Source organism: Natronococcus amylolyticus DSM 10524 (genome assembly GCF_000337675.1).
Classification (GTDB): Archaea; Halobacteriota; Halobacteria; order Halobacteriales; family Natrialbaceae; genus Natronococcus; species Natronococcus amylolyticus.
Map to the genome: position 1 here is coordinate 408,215 of NZ_AOIB01000013.1, position 20,567 is coordinate 428,781.

Sequence of the window (20,567 nt, forward strand, 5' to 3'; positions counted from 1 at the left end):
CGGGACGGGAGCGAGGGTGTCGACGACAAAGGTGGTCCGGCTCGAGCGAACGGGCGGACTATCGGGAGGAAACGCTGCGGTCGAAAACGTGTGGGTGCTCGAGGCCCGAACGATCAGGGCCGGGTCGTCGCCCACACCGCCGTCACCGCCAACAGGACGGCGGGGACGAGCGGGAGGACGATCAGGGCGAACAGGTAGTCGGTCGCCGGGGGCCACAGCAGGATGATTCCCGGTGCGACGATGAACGCGAAGACGATGACGGCCACGAGCGTCCAGCCGCGCCAGTCGAACTCGCGGTCGGCCGCCTCCGGATGAACGGGTTCGTCGACCCAGTCTGCGGTCTCGTCACCGTCGTCGGTCGTCTCGCGGGGTTGGCCCTCCTCGTCGAACGTCGAGGGGTCGTGGACGTAGCCGCCGTCGTCGCTCGAGGTCACATTCGGAGGTTGCGAGGCGACGGTCAAAGCAGTCACGGTTCCGGCGCCCGAGCGATTGGGGGCTCGAGGTCTATAGCTCGCTGTCCGGGCGGACGACGACCTTCCCGAAGCCCTCTCGGGACTCGATGATCTCGTGGGCGCGGGCGGTCTCGCTCATCGGGAGCACCTCGCGGATCGCGGGCTCGAAGGTGCCGTCCCAGACGAGTTCCATCACGTCGTCGACCTGTCCGGGGGTTCCCATCGTCGACCCGATGATCTGGAGCTGGTTCCAGAAGATTCGCGGGATGTCCGTCTCGGGATTTCCGCCCGCCGTGCCGCCGCAGGTGACCAGTCGGCCGTTCTTCGCGAGGCTCTTGATCGAATCCCGCCAGGTGCCGGCGCCGATATAGTCGACTACGACGTCGACGCCCCGGTTGCCGGTCTCGCTTCGGACCCACTCCGCGAAGTTCTGCTGCTCGTAGTTGACGACGTGGTCGGCGCCGAGTTCGCGCGCGTGCTCGAGTTTCTCTTCCGTGCTGCCGGTGGCGTACACCTCCGCGCCCGCATAGTCGGCGATCTGGACCGCGGCGTGGCCGACGCCGCCGCTGGCACCCAGGACGAGCACCTTCTCGCCGGCCTCGATGTCGGCGCGGTCGATCAGCAGCCGCCAGGCGGTCTGAAACACGAGCGAGGTCGACCCCGCGGTGACCCAGTCGACGCCCTCCGGGACCGGGATGAGGTTGTCCTCGGGAACGGCGGCGTACTCGGAGTGAACACCGGTGACGTGCTCGCCGATGAGGTGAAAGTTGACACACAGCGTCGGATCGCCGCTGCGACAGAACTCGCAGTCGCCGCAGTGGACCCCCGCGGTGACTGCGACACGATCCCCCGGCGCGAATCGGGTGACGTCCTCGCCGACGTCCTCGACGACGCCCGCCGCGTCGCTGCCCGGTACGTGGGGCATCTCGAGGTCGAGCGTCGGCAGCCCGCGGCGGACCCAGACGTCGAGGTGGTTCAGCGCGCCCGCCTTCACGTCGACCAGTACTTCGTCGCGGCCGACCTCCGGGTCGGCGTAGTCGCCGTACTCGATGACGTCCGTCTCGCCGTGTTCGGTGACTTTGACCGCTTGCATACACGCTTCCCGACGGAAACGACCGGCATAACAGTTGGGCCGGGCCTCGGTGTGGTCCGCGATTCCTTTACCGCTCGCCCGCACAACTGCAGTATGGAGACGACGGAGCCCGACGACGACCCCGGGGAGGAACTGCCCGGAGTTGGCGTCGTCACGATCGCGACGAACCGCTCGCTTACGACCGACGCGGCCGGCGAGACCATCGAGGGGATCCTCGAGGAGCGCGGGTTCGAGGTCCCGATGCGTGAACACGTCGGCGCCGACCACGACAAGGTCCAGTCGATCGTCTCGCGAATGGTCGACCGCAACGACGTCGAACTGGTCCTTACGAGCGGCGCGACCAGCATCGAACCCGACGACGTCACGCTCCAGGCGGTTCGGCCGCTGCTCGACAAGGAACTGCCGACGTTCAACGACCTGTTCTCGACGCTCGCCTACGACGCCTTCGGCTCCCACGTCATCGCGGCGCGGACGCTCGCGGGCGTCTCCGGCGACGTCCCCGTGTTCTGCCTCCCCGGCAACCGCGACGCCGCCCGGCTCGGCCTCGAGAAGCTCGTCCTGCCGGAGGCGACCCACCTCGTCGCCCTCGCGAGCGAGGGAGAGACGGTCGCCGATCCCGAGATCGAGAAGGAGATCAAGGACGAATGAAAGAACAGATCCGCGAGCGGATCTGGGACGACCTGGAGGAAAGCGGCATCGCCCGATTCCCGTTCCCGCCCCACGGCCGGATTCCCAACTTCGCGGGCGCCGACGACGCCGCCGACCGACTCGCCGACCAGCCCGAGTGGGCGGCCGCGACGGCGATCAAGGCCAACCCCGACGCACCCCAGCTTCCGGTCCGTCGCCGCGCGCTCCGGAACGGAAAGACCGTTTACATGGCCGTCCCGCGCCTGCGCGACGAGCGGTGTTTCCTGAAGCTCGACCCCGACACCCTCGAGAACTACGACGCGGCGACGACGGTCTCAGGGTCGTCCGAACACGGCGAACAGGTCGGGCCGGAGGCCGTCGAAGAGATCGATTTGATCGTCTCCGGGAGCGTCGCGGTCACTGCAGACGGGGATCGAATCGGTAAGGGCGAGGGGTACAGCGACCTCGAGTACGCCGTCCTCCGGGAGTTCGGTCTCGTCGACGAGTCGACGACCGTCGCGACGACGGTCCACGACCGACAGCTGGTCGACGACGAGGTCGACACCGGCGAACACGACGTCTCGATGGATCTGATAGTGACGCCCGACGACGTCCATCGACCCGACGGTGGCGGGCAGCCAGACGGTATCGACTGGGAGCTGCTCTCCGAAGAGCGTCTCGAGGAGATTCCGGTACTGAAACGGCTCCGTGAGCGGTAGCTCGGGAGTGTGCTGAAAGCCATACTGGGACACGACCCCGTGTCCCGAGACAGCGATGGTGACGCGGGCCGGTGCAGGGAACCCGCGTCACCCATCAAGCGGATAACGGTATGGCAATGTGGGGGAAGGGTGCTGTGGTGGGGTTGCTGGAAGTCACGGGTTGGCAGATCGGTGCCACTTGGTGGGGTCTGCCCGTCGACCTCCATCGACTCCTATGAGTGGGTACCACTTGAACTGGGGAGTCGGTATAGCTGTCTTACGTCGAATTCCCGCAGGCTTAACTCGAGTTTATCCGTTCGAAATAGCTCAATAGAACGTTCACGGCGGCCACAGACGAGTAAGTTCCCGTTGCCAGGCCGCCCGTCGGAACAAACCGTCAGCCGACCAGCTCTTCGGCGACCAGGGTCGCGTCCATCAGCTGCGGGTCGAGCGCGAGGTCGAGCTGGCCCCGAACGAACTCCGGGACCGTGCGGTCGCCGTAGGCAACCGTCCGGATGTCGTCGTTGAGGTCGCAGACGATCGGGATCGTCGTCGCCTGATCGACGTCGGTCAGCACGTACAGATCCGCCTCGAGGACGCCCGCCTCCTCGAGGGTCGGTCGGGAGAGGACGCCGTTGACTCGAGCGACGTCGACGTTCTCGGCCTCGAGGGCGTCACCGATGCCGTCCTCGTCGGGGCCGGCGACGATGGCTCGCAGGCTCATTCGTACTCGATGGTCGCGGGCGGTTTGTGGGTGACGTCGTAGACGACCCGCGCGACGTTCTCGTTCTCGCCGGTGATTCGGGACTGGATGCGCTGGAGGGTCTCCCAGTCGAGTTCCTGGGCGCGGGCGGTCATCCCGTCGCGGGATTCGACCGACCGAACCGAGACGACCCAGCCGTGGACCCGGTTGTCGCCTTTCACGCCCGTCGCCTTGCCGATCACCGCGGCCAGAGCCTGCCACGGATCGTACTCCTCGAGTTCCTCCTCGACGACGTGACAGGCGTGGCGGGCGACCTCGAGTTTCTCCTCGGTGACCTCGCCGATAACTCGGACGGCGAGCCCGGGGCCGGGGAACGGCATCCGCTCGGCGACGAGTTCGTCGAGTCCGAGATGGCGGGCGACCTCCCGAACCTCGTCCTTGTACAGATCGCGGACGGGTTCGACGATGCCGTCGAAGTCGACGACGTCGGGCAGGCCGCCGACGTTGTGGTGGGACTTGATCCCGCCCTCGCTCTCGATGCGGTCGGGGTAGATCGTTCCCTGGACGAGGTAGTCCGCGTCCGCGTCCGTGGCCTCGCGCTCGAACTCGCGGATGAACTGCTCGCCGATAACCGCCCGCTTCTCCTCGGGATCGGTGACGCCCTCGAGCGCCTCCAGGAAGCGGTCCTTCGCGTCGACGATCCGCAGCGACTCCATGTAGTCGAACGTCTCGCGGATCTGGGCGGTCTCGCCCTTTCGCATCAGTCCGGTGTCGACGTAGACTGGGGTGAGCTGGTCGCCGATCGACTCGTAGGCAAGCGCCGCCGCGACGGAGGAGTCGACGCCGCCCGAGAGGGCGATGACCGCGTTCGCGTCGCCGACTTCGTTCTCGATCTCTTCGACTGCTTCGGGGACAAACGTCTGTGTGTCGACCATCAGTGGGTTACCTCGGTTTCGCCGTCTGTCGTCGTATCGTCTGTGGTACGCTCGAGTGTGGCCTCGACCAGGCCGAGAAACGGCGGACTCGGCTGTCCTGGTCGGGACGTGTACTCGGGGTGGAACTGCGTGCCAAGGAAGTAGGGGTGATCCTCGAGCTCGAGGATCTCCATGCGGTTGCCCGCGGTGCCCGAGAACACGAGCGGCTCCTCGTCGAACCGGTCGAAGTACTCGGGGTTGACCTCGTAGCGGTGGCGGTGGCGCTCCGAACAGGAGGTGTCGCCGTACAGCTCGTAGGCGAGCGTCTCGGGCTCGATCACCGTCGTGTGCTCGCCGAGTCGCATCGTCCCGCCCATGTCCTCGACCTCGTACTGCTCCGGGAGGATGTCGATAACGGGGTGGGGCGTCTCCTCGTTCATCTCGGCGGAGTGGGCGTCCTCGAGGCCCAGCACGTGCCGGGCGTACTCGACGACGGCCATCTGGAAGCCGAGACAGAGCCCGAGGAACGGAACGTCGTTCTCGCGGGCGTAGCGGACCGCCTCGATCTTCCCCTCGGAGCCGCGCATACCGAAGCCGCCGGGAACGATGACGCCGTCCATCCCCTCGAGCTGGCCGTCGTGGTCGTCCGCCAGCTCGTCCGCGGCCACCCAGTGGACGTCGACGTCGACGCCACGGTCGAAGCCGGCGTGTTTCAGCGACTCGTGGATGGACATGTAGGCGTCCTCGAGGTCGTACTTGCCGACCAGCGCGACGTCGACCGAGCCATCTTTCTCAGTCGTGACGATCTTTCGCCACTCGTTGGCTCGCTGTCCCTCCGGTAAGGCCTCGCTCGCGAGTCCGAAGTGTTCGAGGACGTACTGGTCGAGTCCCTCCTCTTCGACCATCAGCGGAACGTGGTAGACGTCCTCGACGTCGGGGTTCGAGAACACGGCCTCCGTCTCGATGTCACAGAACAGCGCGATCTTCTCCTTCGTCTTGGGCTCGAGTCGGTCCTCACAACGCCCGACGATCACGTCGGGCTGGAGCCCGATCGAGCGAACCTCCTTGACCGAGTGCTGGGTCGGTTTGGTCTTCTGCTCGCCGTTTTTCGAGTACGGAACGAGGGTGACGTGGGTGAAGAGGATATCCTCCTCGTCTTCCTCGTGGGCGAACTGGCGTAAGGCCTCGAGGTAGGGCATCCCTTCGATGTCGCCGACGGTGCCGCCGACCTCGACGATGCAGACGTCGGTCCCCGCCGCCGCTTCGCGGATGCGGCGCTTGATGTCGTCGGTGATGTGGGGGATGATCTGAACCGTCTTCCCCAGATAGTCACCAGCCCGTTCCTTCTCGATGACGTGCTGGTAGGTCTTCCCGGTGGTGACGTTGTGGTCGGAGGTCATGTCGACGTCGAGGAAGCGCTCGTAGTTCCCCAGGTCGAGGTCGACCTCGCCGCCGTCCTCCAGGACGTACACCTCGCCGTGCTGGTAGGGGTTCATCGTCCCGGCGTCGACGTTCAGGTAGGGGTCGACCTTCACCGCGGTGACGTCGAACCCGGCGTTTTTCAGGAGGCGGCCGGTGCTCGCGGCCGTGATCCCCTTGCCGAGCCCCGACATAACCCCGCCGGTGACGAAAATGAACTTGTTCCCCAGCGAGGGATCATAATGAGTGTCCGATTCCGTCGGCATACCGAGTGTCCGCGCGAACGGTTGAAAACGATTTCGGGACCGGGGCGCGCCCGGTAACGGCTGTCAGTGCCGACGGTGACAGGTTCGGACGCCGACTCCTCGGTCGTCGGCAAATCCGCTACGACGCACCGGGATCCTCGTCCTGTACCTCCACGATCCGGGACTGGTCGACGTACTCGATCTCCCCGCCCAGCCGAAGCTGGATCGTTCGTCCGGGCAGGTCAGGATCGTCGTCGTCGGTCGGCTCCTCCGGAACCGAGACGGCCGTTACACCGCCGACCGAGACGTCCCGGCGCTGGATCGGGTCGTCCTCGTACTCGATCGTCTCCCAGGTCTCGAGATCGAAGTCGTCGATGTCTTCGCCGAAGTACTCCTCGGGCTCCTTGTCGACCGTGTCCTCGGTCTGAGACTCGCCGGTCGTCCGGTTGTCGTCGAACTGAACCTCCTCGTGTTTGTACTGTTTGAGATGAACCAGCATACTCCGACACACCACAAACACGCAGTTAACCGTTGGAGTGGAAGGAGCAACCCGTTAATCAGTGCTACCGTCCCGCCGACGGCTCGGTTCGGGTCGGCGACGGTCGATCCTGCGGCGATCGGTAGCTCGAAAGGGGCCTCGAGCGTCTGCCCGAGTATGGACTTCCAGCCAGACCTCCGCGTCACGGTCGGCGACCGCGAACTGACCGCGACCTGGGTTGACGGCGCGCCCGAAACACGGACCGCACTCGAGGACGCCCTCCCCGTCTCCGGCGACGCGATCCGCTGGGGCGACGAACTGTACATCTCGGCGTCGCTCGACGCTCCGCTCGAGGACGGCCGGGAGGTCGTCCCCGAGGGGGCGATCGCCTACTGGCCCGCGGGCGAGAAGCTGTGTCTGTTCTGGGGGCCGACACCGGCGAGCGTCGACGACGAACCTCGCGCTGCCGCAGCCGTCACCGTCGTCGCTCGACTCGAGGAGACGGCACCGCTCGCGGATCTGACTGGTGGTGCAGAGCTGCGCCTCGAGCGCGCCAACGAACCGTAACTCGAGCGAACACATCAGACGCGTATCTTTTTGCGGATCGACCGCGTATCGAATCATATGTCCCTCGAACACCGCCGGCCGGCCGCGAACGCCGACCAGCCGGATCTCGGCTTCCAGGCCGCGTTCGGCTTCTATCTCGGCCTCGTCGCCGGCGGCCTCGTCGCTCTCGTCGGGCTGGCGGCAGACGTGACGACCGCGACGCTGCTCGGCACGATTCCGACCGTCGTCACCGCCGTCACGCTTATCGGTCACGTCCTCGCGAAGCGCTCTCACGGCCTTCCCGAGCGGATCGGCCGTCGCCGTCGCCTGCGACTGGCCTGCTATCTGCCGGCCGTCGCCTTCGCCGCGGCGGCCGTCGCGCCGAGCGTGACCCCGCTCGGATCCGACGCGCGGTATCTCGTGGTAACGGTCCTCCCGGCGCTGGTCGTCGGCGTCACCGCCTTCGGACTCGCGAGCCTGTGCCGAAACCGGTTCGTCCGGGCGGTTACCCCCGACGAACCGGCGGCAACGTGGGCCTATCGACCGGCGGGGCTGCTCCACGCGGGAAGCGTTCTGGTCGCACTGTCGCTGGCGTTCGTCTTCGTGGCCGGTATCGCGAGTATCGTCGCCGGAAGCCTACGCGGGCTGTTCTGGATCGCGTTCGGCGCCGTCATGTTCGTCTGGACGTGGGCCGTCGGCAAGGGTGACGACAACGGTAAGAAGTACTACGGCAACCGATTCTCGCTCGACGTGGATGCACAGACCCAGCAGGGCGAACTGCGCGCACACGAACGCGGCGTTCGACACGACCAGGGCCGCTCGAGGAAGCTGATTCCCTGGGAGAAGATTTCCGGCGTTCGGCTCACGGAGGACGAACTCGTCCTCGAGCGGCGGTTCCGGAACCTCCGCTGTGATCGCGACGCGATCGACGACCCCGAGTCGGTGTACGAGGCTCTCGAGGAGCTGAACGCACGCGTCGAAACGAGGAACTGAGCCGTAGAACGAGTCGCTATTTCCCCCAGAAGGGGTCCCGGCTGCGCTGCTTGTCGAGATACATGTTCAGCGCCTCGAGCTCGTCGCCGGGGATCTCGCTCGAGAGCTCCTGTTCTAAGATCTTCGCGTGTTTCTCTGGGATCTCGATCCAGAGCTCGTCGTCCTCCTCGATCTGGCGGCCGACGGTGGGGCCGTCGATGGCGACCGAGACGCGGTTGCCCGCGCGGGCCTCGTCGACGTCCTCGCCCTGCTCCTGGATCCCCTTGACCTGGCCGACGCGCTCGGCCTCGTTGCCCTCGAACTTCACGACGTTCGCGTTGTTCTGGACCGTCCCGGAGTTTACTTCGACGCCGACGACGGCGGGATCGTTCTGCCGGAAGGTGTGATCGGGCAGGATCCGGAAGCGCGCAGGGCGGACGATGTTCTCGAGGATGGTGTCCTGCTGGGCGCGCTCGAGGTCTTCGACGAACTCCTCGTACTCCTCGATCAGCTGGTAGATGACCTCGTCGGTAAACACGCGGACGTCCTCGATCTCGGCGCGCTGTTCGGCGTCGCCGAGCACGTCGACGTTGAAGCCCAGAATCACCTGCTCTTTCCCCTCCTCGGCCGTCGAGGCGACCGACACGTCCCGCGGGGCGACGTCGCCGACCTCCGCGCGGACGATCGGCACCTCTGCCTCCTCTAAGGCGTCGGCCATCGCCTCGAGGCTGCCGAGCGTGTCGGCCTTGACGACGACGCCGGCCTCCTCCGTGTCGACGGCGATGCTCGCGAGTTCGTCCTCGACCTCCGCGACGACGTCCGCGCGGTCGCGGTCGCGGATGACGCGAACCGGGGCGCCCGCGATCGCGTCGCCCAGATCGGGCGCGGCGACCTTGATCCCGGTCGCGGCCGACACCTCGTCGACCTTCTCGAACCGGCTCTCGGTCCGGATCTCCTCGAGCGGTCGGGGCTGGAGCAGCGCGCGGACGTCGGTGACGATCGGCTCGTTCGTCCCGCCGACGACGATCGTATCGCTCGCCCGGAGCGTCCCGTCATAGAGGACGAGATCGATCGTCTTTCCGAACCCCTTCTCCTCTTTGACCTCGAGGACGGTGCCGACGCCGGGGCCGGCGACGTCGATCTCCATCTCCTCTTTCATGTAGCGCTGGGAGAGGCCCATCATTACGGCCAGCAGGTCGGGCACCCCTTCGCCGGTCATCGCCGAGACGGGGACGACACCGACGTTGCGCTGGAAGTTCTGGACCCGCCAGTACAGATCCGCGGAGAACCCCTCGTCCGAGAGGTTGCCGATGATCTCGTAGAGGCTCTCGTCGAGGCGCGAACGGACGCGGTCCGACTGGGCCTCGTAGGTCGCGTTGATCGGCGAGTCCTCGTTTGCGTTCCAGCCGGGGACGGTGTCGATCTTGTTCGCGGCGACGATAAACGGCGTCTGGGAGCGCTGGAGGATGTCGAGCGCCTCGAGCGTCTGGGGCTGAAAGCCGTCGTTGACGTCCACCACCAGGATCGCGATGTCGGCCAGCGCCCCGCCGCGCGAGCGCAGCGTCGTAAAGGAGTGGTGGCCCGGCGTGTCGATGAACAGCAGGCCGGGCAGGTCGAAGTCGTCTGGGTCGACGAGTTCGCCCGCGATCGAGGAGATAACGTCGAGCGGAACCGCGGTCGCCCCGATGTGTTGGGTAATCGCGCCCGCTTCACCCTCGATGACCGCGGAGCCGCGGATCTTGTCGAGGAGACTGGTCTTGCCGTGATCGACGTGTCCGAGGACCGCGACGATCGGCGTTCGCAGAGATGTGGGGTCGTGTGTATCCGAATCAGACATGGTGACCACCCGAGAAGGTCTTGGGTAAACCGTCCGTAGGACGGTAGTTAAACCCATCGTCACGGCCCTCGGATTTGTGGAACTCAGTGTTCGATCGGCCCGTGGAGTTTAATAGCAACTAGTAAGTACGGGGTAGCATGAGCGAAGTGCTCGCCGAGAACCTCTCGGGGAAGTCCGTCATGGGGTCTGACGGAACGGAACTGGGAATGCTCTACAACATCACGACCGAGATCAAATCGGGGACGCTCCACGACCTCGTTATCGAACCGAACGACGAACTGCCAAACCAGACGATCGACTTCGACACCGACGACGACGGCCGGTTCCGCGTGCCCATCAACCGCGTCCGGGCCGTGAAAGACTACATCGTCATTCAGCGCTAACCGTATGTACGTTCTCGACTCCTCGGCTTTTATCCACGACTATCACACGACCGAACAGATCGCGACGATTCCGCTCGTCCGCGAGGAACTCAAAGACGAGAGCGCCTATCGCTACGATGCGATGGAGGGCTCGGGGATGCACATCCACATCCCCAACGAGGACACGACCGAGAAGGTCAGCCGCGCGGCGAGCGAATCGGGCGACCTCGAGGTCCTCTCGGACACCGACGTCAGACTCGTCGCGGCCAGCTTCGAGCTCGACGCGACCCTCGTCACCGACGACTACGCGATGCAAAACGTCGCCGAAAAGCTGAACGTCGACGTCGAGGTGATCGCCCGGGACGGGATCGAAGAACAGCGTAGCTGGCGGTTCCAGTGTCAGGGCTGCGGACGGGAGTTCGACGAGGAGAAAGAGCGCTGCCCGATCTGCGGGTCGGGACTGGCGCGCAAGAACCCGAACTAGGCGACCAGGATAATCATCTGGATCGCGTTGTACGCGCCGTGGACCAGCGCCGGTACCACCAGGTTTTCGGTCCGTTCGTAGATGAACCCGAGCACGAGCGAGAGTCCGAACAGCACGACCAGACTCGCAAGAATCTGACCGGGGCCCGCGGTCGCGTACGCGACGACGTGAACCCCCGCGAAGATGACGCTCGAGACGGCGATGGCACCGTACCGCGAGAACGTCTCGTACAGCGACTTCTGGATGACGTTTCGGTAGAGCAGCTCCTCGAAGGGACCGACCACTAGCAACATCCCGGGGACGATCACCATCAACAGCTCGGGGTTCTGTTCGACCTGCTGGGTCGTCCCGTGGTCGGCGGTATCGACGCCGACGACGGTCATCGCGACCGAGATCGCGATCAGCGCACCGAACAGCAGGATCAGCCCGCCGACCGTCCAGCCTACTGCTCGCAGGTTCGGCACCTCGAGGTCGAGAAACGACAGGTCGTACCCGCGAAGCGCCATGGTGAGCGCCGCGACGGAGCCGAGCCCGAGCGCCGTCGAGAGGTACTGGAGGAGCTGGCCCTGCATACCGTCGGCCCCGAACAGGGGAGCGAGGAAGACGCTGACCAGCGCCATCGCGATCAGTCCGGCGAAGCCGACGACAGTCATCGTCGAGAACCGATACGTCCGCTCGATCAGTCCGCGCGCCGAGACGCCACGGTAGTCGGCGGCCGCGACGCCGATCGAGCCGCCGGCCGAGGCGAACGCCAGAAAGAGCAGCGAGACAGTTCCGTCGAGACCGGGAACGGCGGTCGACCCGGTGATCCCCTGGTTGAGCGCGTACCCGGTCAACAGCACGACACCCAAACTGGAGCCCGCGGCGAGGGCGGCGCCGGGTACCACGCCGAGTGCGCCGTGACGGCGAGCGAGGAAGGCGACGACGGAGACGACCGCGAGCGCCCCCGCCACCTGGACGAACGGATCCCCGATCCCGTCGCGGACGGGAGCGAGGACGGCGACCATGGCGACGACTGCAGGAACGACCCCGAGCGACGGGACGAGCGAGTCGTCGGTCCCGCTCCCGTCGCCGGAGCGTGCTGTCTCGTTCATATCCGTGCATTCGATCGCGTACTCATAGGGGCTCCGCAATCGATCATCGGAACCGCCGCGCGATCGCACCGATCGAACGAAGAGTTAACAACCAGGATACAGAACGCACGCCCATGAAGCGTGAGAGCGTACCGCGACCGAAACGCCGCGTCGGTCGACGACCGGTAGCGGTTACCTGCCGACCCGCCTCCGCCGGGGATGCTCGCGGGTCTCGAGGCGGGAGCGAACTCGTGCGGTGAGCGAGATGAGCTTCATCGCCGAGTACTCGCTGTCGAACCACCCGATCATGCGAACCGCACGTCGCCGGGTGCCCGAGGTGACGATCGAGGTCGAAGACGAGCAGTCGGATCGTCACGACGGCTCCCACCTCATCTTTCGAGCGAGCGGCGCGACGGAAGCGCTCGAGCGGTTCTTCGAGGCGCTGGCGGACGATCGATCGGTCGACGAGTTCGAACGGCTCTCGACGGTCTCCGAGCGGTGTCTCTTTCGCGTTCGACTCACCCCCGAAGGGGAGCGAGGGATGACCTACACCGACGCCTTCGAACTCGGCATCACGTTTCTCGACATCGGACTGCAAGCGGAGTCGGTTCGCTATCGGGCACACTTTCCGAGCCGTGAGGCGCTGGCGGCCTACCGGGAGCGTTGTGACGAGCGGGAGTTGGCGTTTTCGCTGCGCCGGCTCTACCGGAGCGAGGACGATGCGGCTGAGCGGTACGACCTCACGCCCCGCCAGGCCGACGTCCTGCGTCGGGCGCTGGAACGAGGGTACTTCGACGTCCCCCGGAAGGTCTCCGCCGAGGAGCTGGCCGAGGAGTTCGAGATCTCGAGCCAGGCGCTCTCGGCGTTGCTCCGGCGCGGCCAGCGGACGATCCTGCGAGACGCATTCGACGACGAGGAGTAGGAACGACTGTCGGTCAGGGTTACCGCTCCACGCGGAGCTCGGTCTTCTCCGCGACGGCGTCGGCCTCCTCGAACTCGCCGCCGCCGAGCAGGCCGCGGGTCGCCTTCTTCGCCCACTCCACGGCGGGCTGTTCGAACGTGTTGACGCCGTAGAGTTCGCCCGCGAGCACGCAGGCCGCCTCCATCCCGTACAGCAAGCCGCCGAGCTCGTACTCGTCGACCCGCTCGAGTTCAATCCGGACGTTCGGTCGCCCCGCTGCAGCGAGGCTGGCCTCCGTCGCCTCGAACTCCGCGTCGAGCAACTCGCCGAGCGTCGCGTCGCCGAGGTAGGCGAGATCGTCGACCTCGGTGTCGGGGATCGCCCGATCGTCGGCCTCTCGAGGCGTGACGAACGTGACCACCTTGTCCCGCGGCCCCGCGCGGTAGAGCTGGAGCTGGGAGTGTTGGTCCGTTACGCCCAGCGCCCGCAGGGGCGTCTGCCCGAGGTCATCCTTCCCGAGACTCTCGGCCCACAGCTGGGCGAACCATTCGGAGTACGTCTCGAGCGATTCAGCGTAGGGGACCATCGCGTTCATCCCCGCGCCGCGGGCGTCCAGCGCGTAGCTGGTCGCCCCGTAGGCGTAGGCCGGGCAGTCGAACAGCGAGCCCGACAGGGTGTCGGCCTCGGCTGTGGCCCCCTCGAGGAGGGCCTCGAGATCGTGACCACAGACCGCGGCGGCGACCATCCCGACGGCCGAGAGCGCCGAGAAGCGACCCGGAACCCCGTCTGGAACTTTCAGCGACGGCAGGTCGTGGCGCTCCGAGAGATCGCGGAGGGGGCCCGACTCGCCCGTCGTCACGATCGTTCGCTCGGTCCAGTCGACGCCCGCGTCCTCGAAGGCCTCCCGGACGACAAGGAAGTTCGCCAGCGTCTCCGCGGTCGTCCCCGACCGGGAGACGACGTTGATCGCGGTGTTCTCGAGGGGGAGTCGCTCGAGCTCCGCCGTAACCCACGCGGGGTCGACGTTGTCGAGGTAGACGGTCTTGGTGTCGGAGTCGAGCGCCTCGGTGATCGTCGCCGCGCCCAGCGCGCTGCCGCCGATACCGACGGTCACGAGGGCCTCGGCGTCGGCGACGGGCTCGACGGCTCGTCGGATCTCGTCGGGATCGGTTCGATCGGGGAGGTTCAGCGCCTCGTAGCCGTGTTCCCCGTTTGCCATCCCGTCCTCGATGCGTTCGTGTGCGTCGGCGACCTGCTCGTCCAGGCGCTCGAGCGAGTCTCGAGAGACGCCCGGCGAAGCGACCGACGCGAGCGCGTTGCCGATGTCGACGTCCATGCTGGTGAGGGCACCCGCCTGCGGTAAAGGCGTTCCGTCACGCGGTAGCGGTCGACGAGCCTCAGGCGAACAGCAGGAGAGCGGAGACCGCGATCGGCGCCAGCGCCAGCAGGACGAACACGTATCGCCAGGTTCCGTACGGTGGCTCATCGGTCACCCCGTCCCGCCGGTTCCGTTCGCACGCCAGCCACGCGTCGTCGACGGCGAACGCGGTCGCGCCGTCCCGCTCTCGCTCCGCCACGGCGGACGCAACGTGGCCCGACGATGGCCGTCTACTCGGTAGCGCCGAGTTGGGCGAGTAGCGCTTCCGAATCGAAGTAGGTGCGATCCTCGACGATCCGTCCGTCGTTGACCGTCAGTGTCGCCATCCCCGCAACTTCGACCGTCCGGCCCGTCGGTTCTACGCCGTCGAACGCCGCTTCGTGCGTTCCGGTCCACGTAAACTCGTGCATGATCATCTCGTCGCCGACGAGCGCTGCGTCCGTCTCCACCGTTCCGTCCGGAAAGGCGGACTCCTGTTCGTGGAGGAACTCCTCGAGGGCGTCCCGTCCGTGAACCTCGTCGAGCGGGGAGTAGAACGAGATCGACTCGGCGACGACGTCCAGTTTCGAGTGGTCGCCGCTCCACAGTTCATCGTACCGCTCGAGGAGCCGTTCCGCGTCTTGGGTCGTGGCTTCTGACATGGTTCGTTCACCCGTGTTCGCTACGAAACCCGAAATCATAGCGTCACCTTGTGACCGAGTGCCACGACGTGGGCGAGGGTCAGTCGGTGAGCGCGTCACGTCAGGGTGTGCTCTCCCTGACGAGCGACGGACTCGCTCCGATCCGAAACCCCAAAACCCGCCACGCGCCTACGAGCCCGTATGACCGAACAGACGGGCACGTACGTCGTCACGCACGCCGAAGCGGAGTCGGCCGTCGTCCGCGACGTCGAGACCGCACAGGTACACACCCTTTCGTCGAACCCCGGCCTCGAGGTCCACGACGTCCTCGAGGCCACCGTCGCGCCCGAACCGCCACTGGAGGTCGCCTGGGAGGTCGTCGACGTCGCCGATCGGCGGACGATCGAGCTGGTCGACAGCGACCTCGAGCCGACCACTCACGAGAAAGAGCTTGCGGCCGACGCCGAGGTCGGTGAACTGATCCAGGAGGAACGGGCCGGAACGGGCGAGATCCACGTCTTCAACCTCGAGTCGGAGATCGAAGCTGCAGCGCAGGACGTCCTCGAGGACGAGGAGACGGTCGCCCGGGCCGCGCGGCTCGAGGCGGTCCGCGTCGAGGTGCGTCGGTCGGCCGACGACGGCGTGTTGAGCGTTCGGTACCTGCCAGATTGAACTCGCTACCCGTGGCTCGGGCCGCCCTTGCTCTGGACGCGCCAGCTCCCCTGAATACCACAGGCGTCGCGGACGTCGTACTCGATCTCGGTGTCGTCGACGATCCGCGAGCCGCCCTCGACGGCCTCGACCCGCAGCGGGACGTCGAGCGTGTTACCACAGCACCCGACGCCGACGAACTCCTCCCAGATGTCGCCCGCCTCTGCGGTGTCGCGGGTCTTGCGAAGGAACGCCCGAAACGAGGGTTTCTCGACCTGAAACCGACCCCACTCGGAGAGATCCGCGGGGTAGGAGACGACGACTCGCTCGGCGAAGGCGTCCCGGGCGGCGTCGGACGGGTCCTCGATCATCGTCGACGATTTGGGAGTCTCTGGGGTCATACTCCCGCCTACGGGCTCGAGCGGTTTTAGCTCGTCGTCGAACTCTCGATTATTCTCACAGGAGATTGGCGCAGAAATTAGGAAGGCTTACACGGCCCGACTGCCAGGTGGGTGGTATATGGGGTATTTCGACGTACCGGAGATCGATTACACCCGGTACAGCGACCGCCAGTTGGCGGCGGTGCCGCTCGCGGTTCTTGGGGTCGCACTGCTCGTTCTCGTCGGGTCGTTTCTGCTGTTCGGAACGCCGGTCCAGCTCGGGATGGACTTCGCCGGCGGAACGGAGCTGACGGTCCAGACGACCGCATCGGAGGGTGAGATTCCGGAGGCGTTCGACGAGGAGCCCGAATCCATCCAGTCGGTCGCCTCGGAGGAAAACCACTACATCGTCCAGTTCACATCGACCGACCAGGAGGGGTTNGAGATTCCGGAGGCGTTCGACGAGGAGCCCGAATCCATCCAGTCGGTCGCCTCGGAGGAAAACCACTACATCGTCCAGTTCACATCGACCGACCAGGAGGGGTTGAGCGATCAAGCCGAGGCAAACCTCCAGCAAGACGGTGACGCCGCGATCATCCAGCAGGTGTCCTCGACGTCGGCGAGCTTCGGCGAGCAGACCCAGCAGACCGCGCTGCTCGGCATCGCCGTTGCCTTCCTCGGGATGAGCGTGCTCGCGTTCATCCTGTTTCGAACGTTCGTTCCCTCGATCGCGATCGTCGTCTCGGCGTTTTCGGACATCGTGATTCCGCTGGCGTTCATGTCGATCGTCGGCATCCCGCTCTCGCTGGGGACGGTCGCCGCGCTGTTGATGCTGATCGGGTACTCCGTCGACTCGGACATCCTGTTGAACAACCACGTCCTGCGTCGGGGCGGTGACTTCTACGAGAGCACCCACCGGGCGATGCGAACCGGGGTGACGATGACCGTCACGTCGATGATGGCGATGCTCGTGATGGGGATCGCCGCATGGCTGTTCGGCGTCGAGTTGCTGTCGTCGATCGGCATCATCCTCTTCGTCGGCCTCGCCGCGGACCTGATGAACACGTACATGCTGAACCTGAGCCTGCTTCGGTGGTACATGTTCCACGGGGTGGCGCGATGAACCCGATCGCGTTCGTCAAGGAGTACTGGCGGATCCTCCTGCTGGTGCTGTTCGTCAGCGTCGCGCTCGTCGCGCTGTTCGTCCCCGGTGGGGTGATGGACGACGACACCCTCGTCGAGGAGGAAGACGAGGAGCTCGACGAGGGGCCGACGAACCTCGAGTATGGCCTCGGTTTAGACGGCGGGACCCGAATTAGTGCGCCGCCGGTCGGTATGAGCGCCGACATCGACATCGAGCCGGAGCAGGAACGCGAGGTCGAGTCGACGCTCCAGGACGAACTCGGGGTCGACGCCGCCGACGCGATCGTCCGCTACCACGAGGACGACAACCGCTTCACCGCCGAGGTGTTCGCCGAAGAGGTCACCGCCGCGGAGTTCGCCGCCGCCTTACAGGAGGCCGGTGTCGACGTCGACGAGGGTGACGTCAACGACGAGGTCACCCAGCAGACCCGCGACGAGATTATCCAGACGATCGAACTGCGGATCAACGAGGCGGGGCTCTCGGGCGGCACCGCCTACCAGGAGGCGACCGTCGGCGACGGCTACTACATCGTCACCGAGGTGCCCGGCATGAGCCCCGCGGAACTGCGCGAGATGCTCACCGAGCGTGGAGACGTCCAGATCGTCGCCTACTACCCCGAGGAGGACGGGAACCAGACCAACGAGACGGTCCTCCAGGGCGAGGAGTTCGCCAGCGTCGGCTCGGCGTCGTACAACGACCAGGAAGGGTACCACTACGTTCCCGTCACCGTCGACGACGCCGAGGACGGAGACGGCTCCAGTCCCGCCGCCGACTACCAGGAGTCGATGAACGAGTACGGCTTCACCGGTGAAGGGGTCGGCCAGTGCGCCGTCCACGACCGCGAAACCGGCGAGTTCGACTTCGATCCCGACGCCCCGCAGTGGTGTCTGCTCACCGAGGTCGACGGCGAAGTCGTCGACGCCCACAGCATGAGTCCCGATCTGGGCGAGAGCATGGCTTCGGGCAACTGGGTGAACGATCCCGTCTTCCAGATGATCGTGCCGACCCAGCAGGACGCCCACAACCTCGCGGTCAACCTCCAGTCGGGTGCCCTGACCGCCCCGCTGGACTTCGAGCAGGAACAGACGTTCTCGCTCGAGCCCGCACTCGCGGATCAGTTCAAGACCTACTCGCTGCTGATCGGCGTCCTCTCCATACTGACGGTCAGCGGGATGGTCTACCTGCGCTACAACGATCGCCGCGTCGCCGCACCGATGATCCTCACGGCGCTCGCAGAGGTGATCATCCTGCTGGGCTTTGCGGCGCTGATACGCATGCCGCTGGACCTCTCTCACGTCGCCGGGTTCATCGCCGTCGTCGGGACGGGGGTGGACGACCTCATCATCATCGCCGACGAGGTGATGGACGAAGGCGACGTCAGCTCCCAGCGGGTGTTCGAGTCGCGGTTCCGCAAGGCGTTCTGGATCATCGGCGCCGCTGCCGCGACGACGATCATCGCGCTGTCGCCGCTGGCCGTGTTGAGCCTCGGCGACCTGCGCGGCTTTGCCATCATCACCATCCTCGGCGTGCTGATCGGCGTGCTCATCACCCGGCCCGCCTACGGTGACATCCTTCAGCGCCTGCTGACGGACAAGTAGCTCGAGTCGACCGCTCGCCGCCTTCTTTTGCTCAGTCGTCGCGACAGCGCGGACACCAGTCGACGCGGTCGCCGTCGCCGTGGGCACGCACGAAATCGAACGATACGGGGTCGTCACAGTGTGTGCAGATCGGCATCGTTGTACCGGCGAACGAAACGTCCCTACGGGTAAGAGGCCCCTCCCTGCCACTGCAATTCGGTTCGCTCGAGACCACGTCACACCGAGTCTACGTCGGAACGATGTTCAAAACGCCGACGCTCTCGAGGACGAGCCAGACGACGAACACCCCGTACGAGCCGAGCAACAGCCAGGCCTCCCGCTCGGAGAGCAGCATGTCGGTCCGGGCGATTGCGAAGAAGACGACCGTCGCGAGGACGAGAAACGCCATCATCGGGACGATGTGGGCGAACGTGATCGCAAGCGAGCCGGCGACGAGTACGCCGGCTGGAACCGCGACCAGCAGGTCGAAGACGTTGCTCCCCAGTACGTTCGCGAGGCTGACCGACGGCCGATTCGCGCGGGCCGCGGCGACGCTGACGAAGACGTCGGGGACGCTCGAGCCCGCGGCGACAACGATCATCCCCCAGAGGAACGCGGGGGTGCCGAAGGCGTCGCCGAGGCCGATCGCGGCTCGGACGAGTCCCTCGACGCCGACGACGATGACGACCAGCCCGGCACCGAACCAGAGCCAGGTTCCCAGGAGGTTCACCGACGGGTCGGCCTCGAGTTCGTCCTCGGTCGCGTCGAGGTACTGGGTGAACACGTAGAGCCCGTACAGCCCGAGCGGGAACAGCGCGAGCCACCGCGTGACCTCGCCCTGCAGTCCGGCCCCCTCGAGGGGGTAGTAGATCACCGCAAGCGAGAACGTCAACAGGAGCACGGCGACCGCGAGCATGTAGAACAGCGCCTCCTTGTAGACGAGCTTTCGGCTCGTCTCCATCTCTCCGGCGCCGACCAGTACGGCGAGTCCCGGAATGACGAGCAGGTTGAAGACGGCCGAGCCGACGATCGCACCGACGCCGAGCTCGAACTCGCCGTGGACCAGGGTCGCGAGCAGCACGCTCACCAGTTCGGGCATGCTCGAGCCGACCGCGGCGATCACGGCCCCCTGGACGACCGGCGGGACGCCGTAGCCGACGGCGATCCGATCGGCCGCGTCCTCGAGCCAGACGCTTCCCTTCCAGACGACGCCCGTCGCGACGGCCGCGAGGACGAGTAACCAGACGATCTCGAGCACGACGTATCAGCTACGACGTAGGTCGGGACCGCGCATAAAACGGCGACATGAAGCCGACAGGGATCGGTTCATCAGAACTGTTCGAGGCCCGTCTGCTCGGCGTCGGCGAGGACGTCCGCGCAGGTCGACCACGACTCGCGGGCGAACGGCGGGAGCGAGTCGTGGTCGGCAACGTAGGACTCGAGGAACGCCCGCGTGGTCGGGTCGCTCGGGTAGCCGCTGCCGACGGGGCCGTACTCGTCGGCCAGCGCGGCCATCGAGGCGTCGCGTTCGACCTTGGCGACGACGCTGGCCGCGCCGACGATCGGGTCCTGGTCGTCGGCGCCGTGTTCGGCTTCGATCTCGAGTTCGTACTCGGGCTCGCAGGCGTCGGCGACCCGGCGGGCGAAGCGATCGGCGTCGGTGTCGCAGGCGTCACAGAGCCCCGGCGCCGACGAATCGGCGGAAACGTCGACGGCCTCGAGCATCTCTTCGATCGCCTCGGCGTGGGCCCTGACCGCCAGCGAGTTCATGTCGGTCTCGGGGTTGTCGATCAGGGACGGCGTGATCTCGCTGACGCCGACGGCGATCCGATCGTCCTCGCGCAGGGTCGCCGCCAGCTCCTCGCGGCGCTCGGGCACAAGACGCTTCGAGTCCGCGATTCCCTCCGGGAGCGCGTCGGGGTCCGCGACGTGGACGGCCGCAGCGAACATCGATCCCAGTGCGGGACCCTTTCCGGCCTCGTCGACGCCGAATGGCATGGCTCGGGGGTCGGC

24 protein-coding genes and 2 pseudogenes are annotated in these 20,567 nt (G+C 66.3%); 11 read left to right on the forward strand and 15 right to left on the reverse strand.

Annotated elements, in window-relative coordinates; all coding sequences use genetic code 11:
• Window positions 1–113: 113 nt before the first annotated feature.
• Window positions 114–434: a hypothetical protein gene (locus tag C491_RS04195; RefSeq protein ID WP_005554025.1), complete on the reverse strand. Its 321-nt coding sequence runs from the start codon at window positions 432–434 to the stop codon at window positions 114–116.
• 70 nt (window positions 435–504) lie between these two features.
• Complete coding sequence (locus C491_RS04200; protein ID WP_005554026.1) at window positions 505–1,545, reverse strand: zinc-binding dehydrogenase; 1,041 nt, start codon at window positions 1,543–1,545, stop codon at window positions 505–507.
• A 93-nt stretch (window positions 1,546–1,638) separates the two neighbouring features.
• Here C491_RS04200 and C491_RS04205 point away from each other — a divergent pair, with 93 nt between their 5' ends.
• Window positions 1,639–2,193, forward strand: coding sequence for a MogA/MoaB family molybdenum cofactor biosynthesis protein (locus C491_RS04205; protein ID WP_005554028.1), 555 nt, complete (start codon window positions 1,639–1,641; stop codon window positions 2,191–2,193).
• Window positions 2,190–2,891, forward strand: a complete 702-nt coding sequence (locus tag C491_RS04210) for a 5-formyltetrahydrofolate cyclo-ligase (RefSeq protein WP_005554029.1) — start codon at window positions 2,190–2,192, stop codon at window positions 2,889–2,891. The genes C491_RS04205 and C491_RS04210 overlap by 4 nt, the downstream gene beginning before the upstream one ends.
• A 376-nt stretch (window positions 2,892–3,267) precedes the next feature.
• On the opposite strand, the gene C491_RS04215 is transcribed toward C491_RS04210, so the two are convergent.
• The 4 genes from C491_RS04215 to C491_RS04230 all read right to left on the reverse strand — a co-directional run bounded on the left by C491_RS04215 (window position 3,268) and on the right by C491_RS04230 (window position 6,650).
• On the reverse strand, window positions 3,268–3,594 hold the full coding sequence (locus C491_RS04215) for a DUF7126 family protein (protein WP_005554031.1): 327 nt from the start codon (window positions 3,592–3,594) through the stop codon (window positions 3,268–3,270).
• Window positions 3,591–4,508: a glutamine-hydrolyzing GMP synthase gene (guaA, locus tag C491_RS04220; RefSeq protein WP_005554033.1), complete on the reverse strand. Its 918-nt coding sequence runs from the start codon at window positions 4,506–4,508 to the stop codon at window positions 3,591–3,593. The genes C491_RS04215 and guaA overlap by 4 nt, the downstream gene beginning before the upstream one ends.
• Window positions 4,508–6,172 (reverse strand): CTP synthase, encoded by a 1,665-nt coding sequence (locus C491_RS04225; RefSeq protein ID WP_049891433.1) that lies wholly within the window; start codon window positions 6,170–6,172, stop codon window positions 4,508–4,510. Before C491_RS04225 ends, guaA begins: the two co-directional genes overlap by 1 nt.
• A 118-nt stretch (window positions 6,173–6,290) precedes the next feature.
• Window positions 6,291–6,650, reverse strand: coding sequence for a hypothetical protein (locus C491_RS04230; RefSeq protein ID WP_005554036.1), 360 nt, complete (start codon window positions 6,648–6,650; stop codon window positions 6,291–6,293).
• A gap of 156 nt (window positions 6,651–6,806) precedes the next feature.
• Here C491_RS04230 and C491_RS04235 point away from each other — a divergent pair, with 156 nt between their 5' ends.
• Window positions 6,807–7,196, forward strand: coding sequence for a cyclophilin-like family protein (locus C491_RS04235; RefSeq protein ID WP_005554038.1), 390 nt, complete (start codon window positions 6,807–6,809; stop codon window positions 7,194–7,196).
• A 57-nt stretch (window positions 7,197–7,253) separates the two neighbouring features.
• Complete coding sequence (locus C491_RS04240) at window positions 7,254–8,168, forward strand: hypothetical protein (RefSeq protein ID WP_005554039.1); 915 nt, start codon at window positions 7,254–7,256, stop codon at window positions 8,166–8,168.
• A gap of 16 nt (window positions 8,169–8,184) precedes the next feature.
• Here C491_RS04240 and infB read toward each other — a convergent pair whose 3' ends face one another.
• Complete coding sequence (infB, locus tag C491_RS04245) at window positions 8,185–9,984, reverse strand: translation initiation factor IF-2 (RefSeq protein WP_005554041.1); 1,800 nt, start codon at window positions 9,982–9,984, stop codon at window positions 8,185–8,187.
• Window positions 9,985–10,121: 137 nt separating this feature from the next.
• Between infB and C491_RS04250 the strand changes: the two genes are divergently transcribed.
• Both C491_RS04250 and C491_RS04255 read left to right on the forward strand, forming a co-directional pair.
• Window positions 10,122–10,367, forward strand: a complete 246-nt coding sequence (locus C491_RS04250) for a PRC-barrel domain-containing protein (RefSeq protein ID WP_005554042.1) — start codon at window positions 10,122–10,124, stop codon at window positions 10,365–10,367.
• Between the two features lie 4 nt (window positions 10,368–10,371).
• A complete protein-coding gene (locus C491_RS04255) occupies window positions 10,372–10,830 on the forward strand; it encodes an NOB1 family endonuclease (RefSeq protein ID WP_005554043.1) in 459 nt (152 codons plus the stop codon).
• Here the strand turns inward: C491_RS04255 and C491_RS04260 are convergent.
• The gene (locus C491_RS04260; RefSeq protein ID WP_005554044.1) at window positions 10,827–11,924 is read right to left on the reverse strand and encodes a CPBP family intramembrane glutamic endopeptidase; all 1,098 of its coding nucleotides are present in this window, start codon (window positions 11,922–11,924) and stop codon (window positions 10,827–10,829) included. The two genes, C491_RS04255 and C491_RS04260, sit on opposite strands and share 4 nt — an antisense overlap.
• A gap of 244 nt (window positions 11,925–12,168) precedes the next feature.
• Between C491_RS04260 and C491_RS04265 the strand changes: the two genes are divergently transcribed.
• Window positions 12,169–12,825 carry a helix-turn-helix domain-containing protein gene (locus C491_RS04265; protein WP_049891458.1) on the forward strand — a complete coding sequence of 219 codons (657 nt, stop codon included), beginning with the start codon at window positions 12,169–12,171 and terminating at the stop codon, window positions 12,823–12,825.
• A 19-nt stretch (window positions 12,826–12,844) separates the two neighbouring features.
• Here C491_RS04265 and C491_RS04270 read toward each other — a convergent pair whose 3' ends face one another.
• From C491_RS04270 to C491_RS04280, 3 genes are all read right to left on the reverse strand, one after another.
• Window positions 12,845–14,140, reverse strand: coding sequence for a hypothetical protein (locus C491_RS04270; RefSeq protein ID WP_005554047.1), 1,296 nt, complete (start codon window positions 14,138–14,140; stop codon window positions 12,845–12,847).
• Window positions 14,141–14,201: 61 nt separating this feature from the next.
• A complete protein-coding gene (locus tag C491_RS04275) occupies window positions 14,202–14,381 on the reverse strand; it encodes a hypothetical protein (protein ID WP_049891434.1) in 180 nt (59 codons plus the stop codon).
• A gap of 31 nt (window positions 14,382–14,412) precedes the next feature.
• Window positions 14,413–14,823, reverse strand: coding sequence for an ester cyclase (locus C491_RS04280; RefSeq protein ID WP_005554048.1), 411 nt, complete (start codon window positions 14,821–14,823; stop codon window positions 14,413–14,415).
• Window positions 14,824–15,003: 180 nt separating this feature from the next.
• On the opposite strand from C491_RS04280, the gene C491_RS04285 reads away from it, so the two are divergent.
• Window positions 15,004–15,474: a DUF5812 family protein gene (locus tag C491_RS04285; RefSeq protein ID WP_005554049.1), complete on the forward strand. Its 471-nt coding sequence runs from the start codon at window positions 15,004–15,006 to the stop codon at window positions 15,472–15,474.
• Between the two features lie 5 nt (window positions 15,475–15,479).
• Here the strand turns inward: C491_RS04285 and C491_RS04290 are convergent, their stop codons facing one another.
• The gene (locus C491_RS04290) at window positions 15,480–15,824 is read right to left on the reverse strand and encodes a hypothetical protein (protein WP_049891459.1); all 345 of its coding nucleotides are present in this window, start codon (window positions 15,822–15,824) and stop codon (window positions 15,480–15,482) included.
• A gap of 148 nt (window positions 15,825–15,972) precedes the next feature.
• On the opposite strand from C491_RS04290, the pseudogene C491_RS24160 reads away from it, so the two are divergent.
• The 3 genes and pseudogenes from C491_RS24160 to C491_RS04300 all read left to right on the forward strand — a co-directional run.
• Window positions 15,973–16,224, forward strand: a pseudogene (locus C491_RS24160) (protein translocase subunit SecF); the annotation flags it as partial.
• A gap of 153 nt (window positions 16,225–16,377) precedes the next feature.
• Window positions 16,378–16,956 (forward strand): annotated as a pseudogene (locus C491_RS24165) (protein translocase subunit SecF); the annotation flags it as partial.
• Window positions 16,953–18,575 carry a preprotein translocase subunit SecD gene (locus C491_RS04300; protein WP_005554054.1) on the forward strand — a complete coding sequence of 541 codons (1,623 nt, stop codon included), beginning with the start codon at window positions 16,953–16,955 and terminating at the stop codon, window positions 18,573–18,575. The pseudogene C491_RS24165 and the gene C491_RS04300, both read left to right, overlap by 4 nt.
• A gap of 31 nt (window positions 18,576–18,606) precedes the next feature.
• Here the strand turns inward: C491_RS04300 and C491_RS24350 are convergent, their stop codons facing one another.
• From C491_RS24350 to rnhB, 3 genes are all read right to left on the reverse strand, one after another.
• Window positions 18,607–18,711 carry a DUF7563 family protein gene (locus C491_RS24350; protein WP_449289265.1) on the reverse strand — a complete coding sequence of 35 codons (105 nt, stop codon included), beginning with the start codon at window positions 18,709–18,711 and terminating at the stop codon, window positions 18,607–18,609.
• A gap of 90 nt (window positions 18,712–18,801) precedes the next feature.
• Entirely contained in the window at window positions 18,802–19,812 is a 1,011-nt protein-coding gene (locus tag C491_RS04305) for a sodium:calcium antiporter (RefSeq protein WP_005554055.1), read from the reverse strand.
• 71 nt (window positions 19,813–19,883) lie between these two features.
• Window positions 19,884–20,552 (reverse strand): ribonuclease HII, encoded by a 669-nt coding sequence (rnhB, locus tag C491_RS04310; RefSeq protein WP_005554056.1) that lies wholly within the window; start codon window positions 20,550–20,552, stop codon window positions 19,884–19,886.
• Window positions 20,553–20,567: the final 15 nt, after the last annotated feature.

Bases quoted from the DNA above. Each gene is read 5' to 3' on its own strand.
- infB (WP_005554041.1), bottom strand. From the start codon at position 9,984: ATGTCTGATTCGGATACACACGACCCCACATCTCTGCGAACGCCGATC.
- C491_RS04235 (WP_005554038.1), top strand. From the start codon at position 6,807: ATGGACTTCCAGCCAGACCTCCGCGTCACGGTCGGCGACCGCGAACTG.
- C491_RS04290 (WP_049891459.1), bottom strand. From the start codon at position 15,824: ATGATCGAGGACCCGTCCGACGCCGCCCGGGACGCCTTCGCCGAGCGA.
- C491_RS04210 (WP_005554029.1), top strand. From the start codon at position 2,190: ATGAAAGAACAGATCCGCGAGCGGATCTGGGACGACCTGGAGGAAAGC.
- C491_RS04250 (WP_005554042.1), top strand. From the start codon at position 10,122: ATGAGCGAAGTGCTCGCCGAGAACCTCTCGGGGAAGTCCGTCATGGGG.
- guaA (WP_005554033.1), bottom strand. From the start codon at position 4,508: ATGGTCGACACACAGACGTTTGTCCCCGAAGCAGTCGAAGAGATCGAG.
- C491_RS04200 (WP_005554026.1), bottom strand. From the start codon at position 1,545: ATGCAAGCGGTCAAAGTCACCGAACACGGCGAGACGGACGTCATCGAG.
- C491_RS04255 (WP_005554043.1), top strand. From the start codon at position 10,372: ATGTACGTTCTCGACTCCTCGGCTTTTATCCACGACTATCACACGACC.
- C491_RS04230 (WP_005554036.1), bottom strand. From the start codon at position 6,650: ATGCTGGTTCATCTCAAACAGTACAAACACGAGGAGGTTCAGTTCGAC.
- C491_RS04260 (WP_005554044.1), bottom strand. From the start codon at position 11,924: ATGAACGAGACAGCACGCTCCGGCGACGGGAGCGGGACCGACGACTCG.
- C491_RS04280 (WP_005554048.1), bottom strand. From the start codon at position 14,823: ATGTCAGAAGCCACGACCCAAGACGCGGAACGGCTCCTCGAGCGGTAC.
- C491_RS24350 (WP_449289265.1), bottom strand. From the start codon at position 18,711: ATGCCGATCTGCACACACTGTGACGACCCCGTATCGTTCGATTTCGTG.
- C491_RS04285 (WP_005554049.1), top strand. From the start codon at position 15,004: ATGACCGAACAGACGGGCACGTACGTCGTCACGCACGCCGAAGCGGAG.
- C491_RS04270 (WP_005554047.1), bottom strand. From the start codon at position 14,140: ATGGACGTCGACATCGGCAACGCGCTCGCGTCGGTCGCTTCGCCGGGC.
- C491_RS04225 (WP_049891433.1), bottom strand. From the start codon at position 6,172: ATGCCGACGGAATCGGACACTCATTATGATCCCTCGCTGGGGAACAAG.
- C491_RS04215 (WP_005554031.1), bottom strand. From the start codon at position 3,594: ATGAGCCTGCGAGCCATCGTCGCCGGCCCCGACGAGGACGGCATCGGT.
- C491_RS04300 (WP_005554054.1), top strand. From the start codon at position 16,953: ATGAACCCGATCGCGTTCGTCAAGGAGTACTGGCGGATCCTCCTGCTG.
- rnhB (WP_005554056.1), bottom strand. From the start codon at position 20,552: ATGCCATTCGGCGTCGACGAGGCCGGAAAGGGTCCCGCACTGGGATCG.
- C491_RS04205 (WP_005554028.1), top strand. From the start codon at position 1,639: ATGGAGACGACGGAGCCCGACGACGACCCCGGGGAGGAACTGCCCGGA.
- C491_RS04240 (WP_005554039.1), top strand. From the start codon at position 7,254: ATGTCCCTCGAACACCGCCGGCCGGCCGCGAACGCCGACCAGCCGGAT.
- C491_RS04265 (WP_049891458.1), top strand. From the start codon at position 12,169: ATGAGCTTCATCGCCGAGTACTCGCTGTCGAACCACCCGATCATGCGA.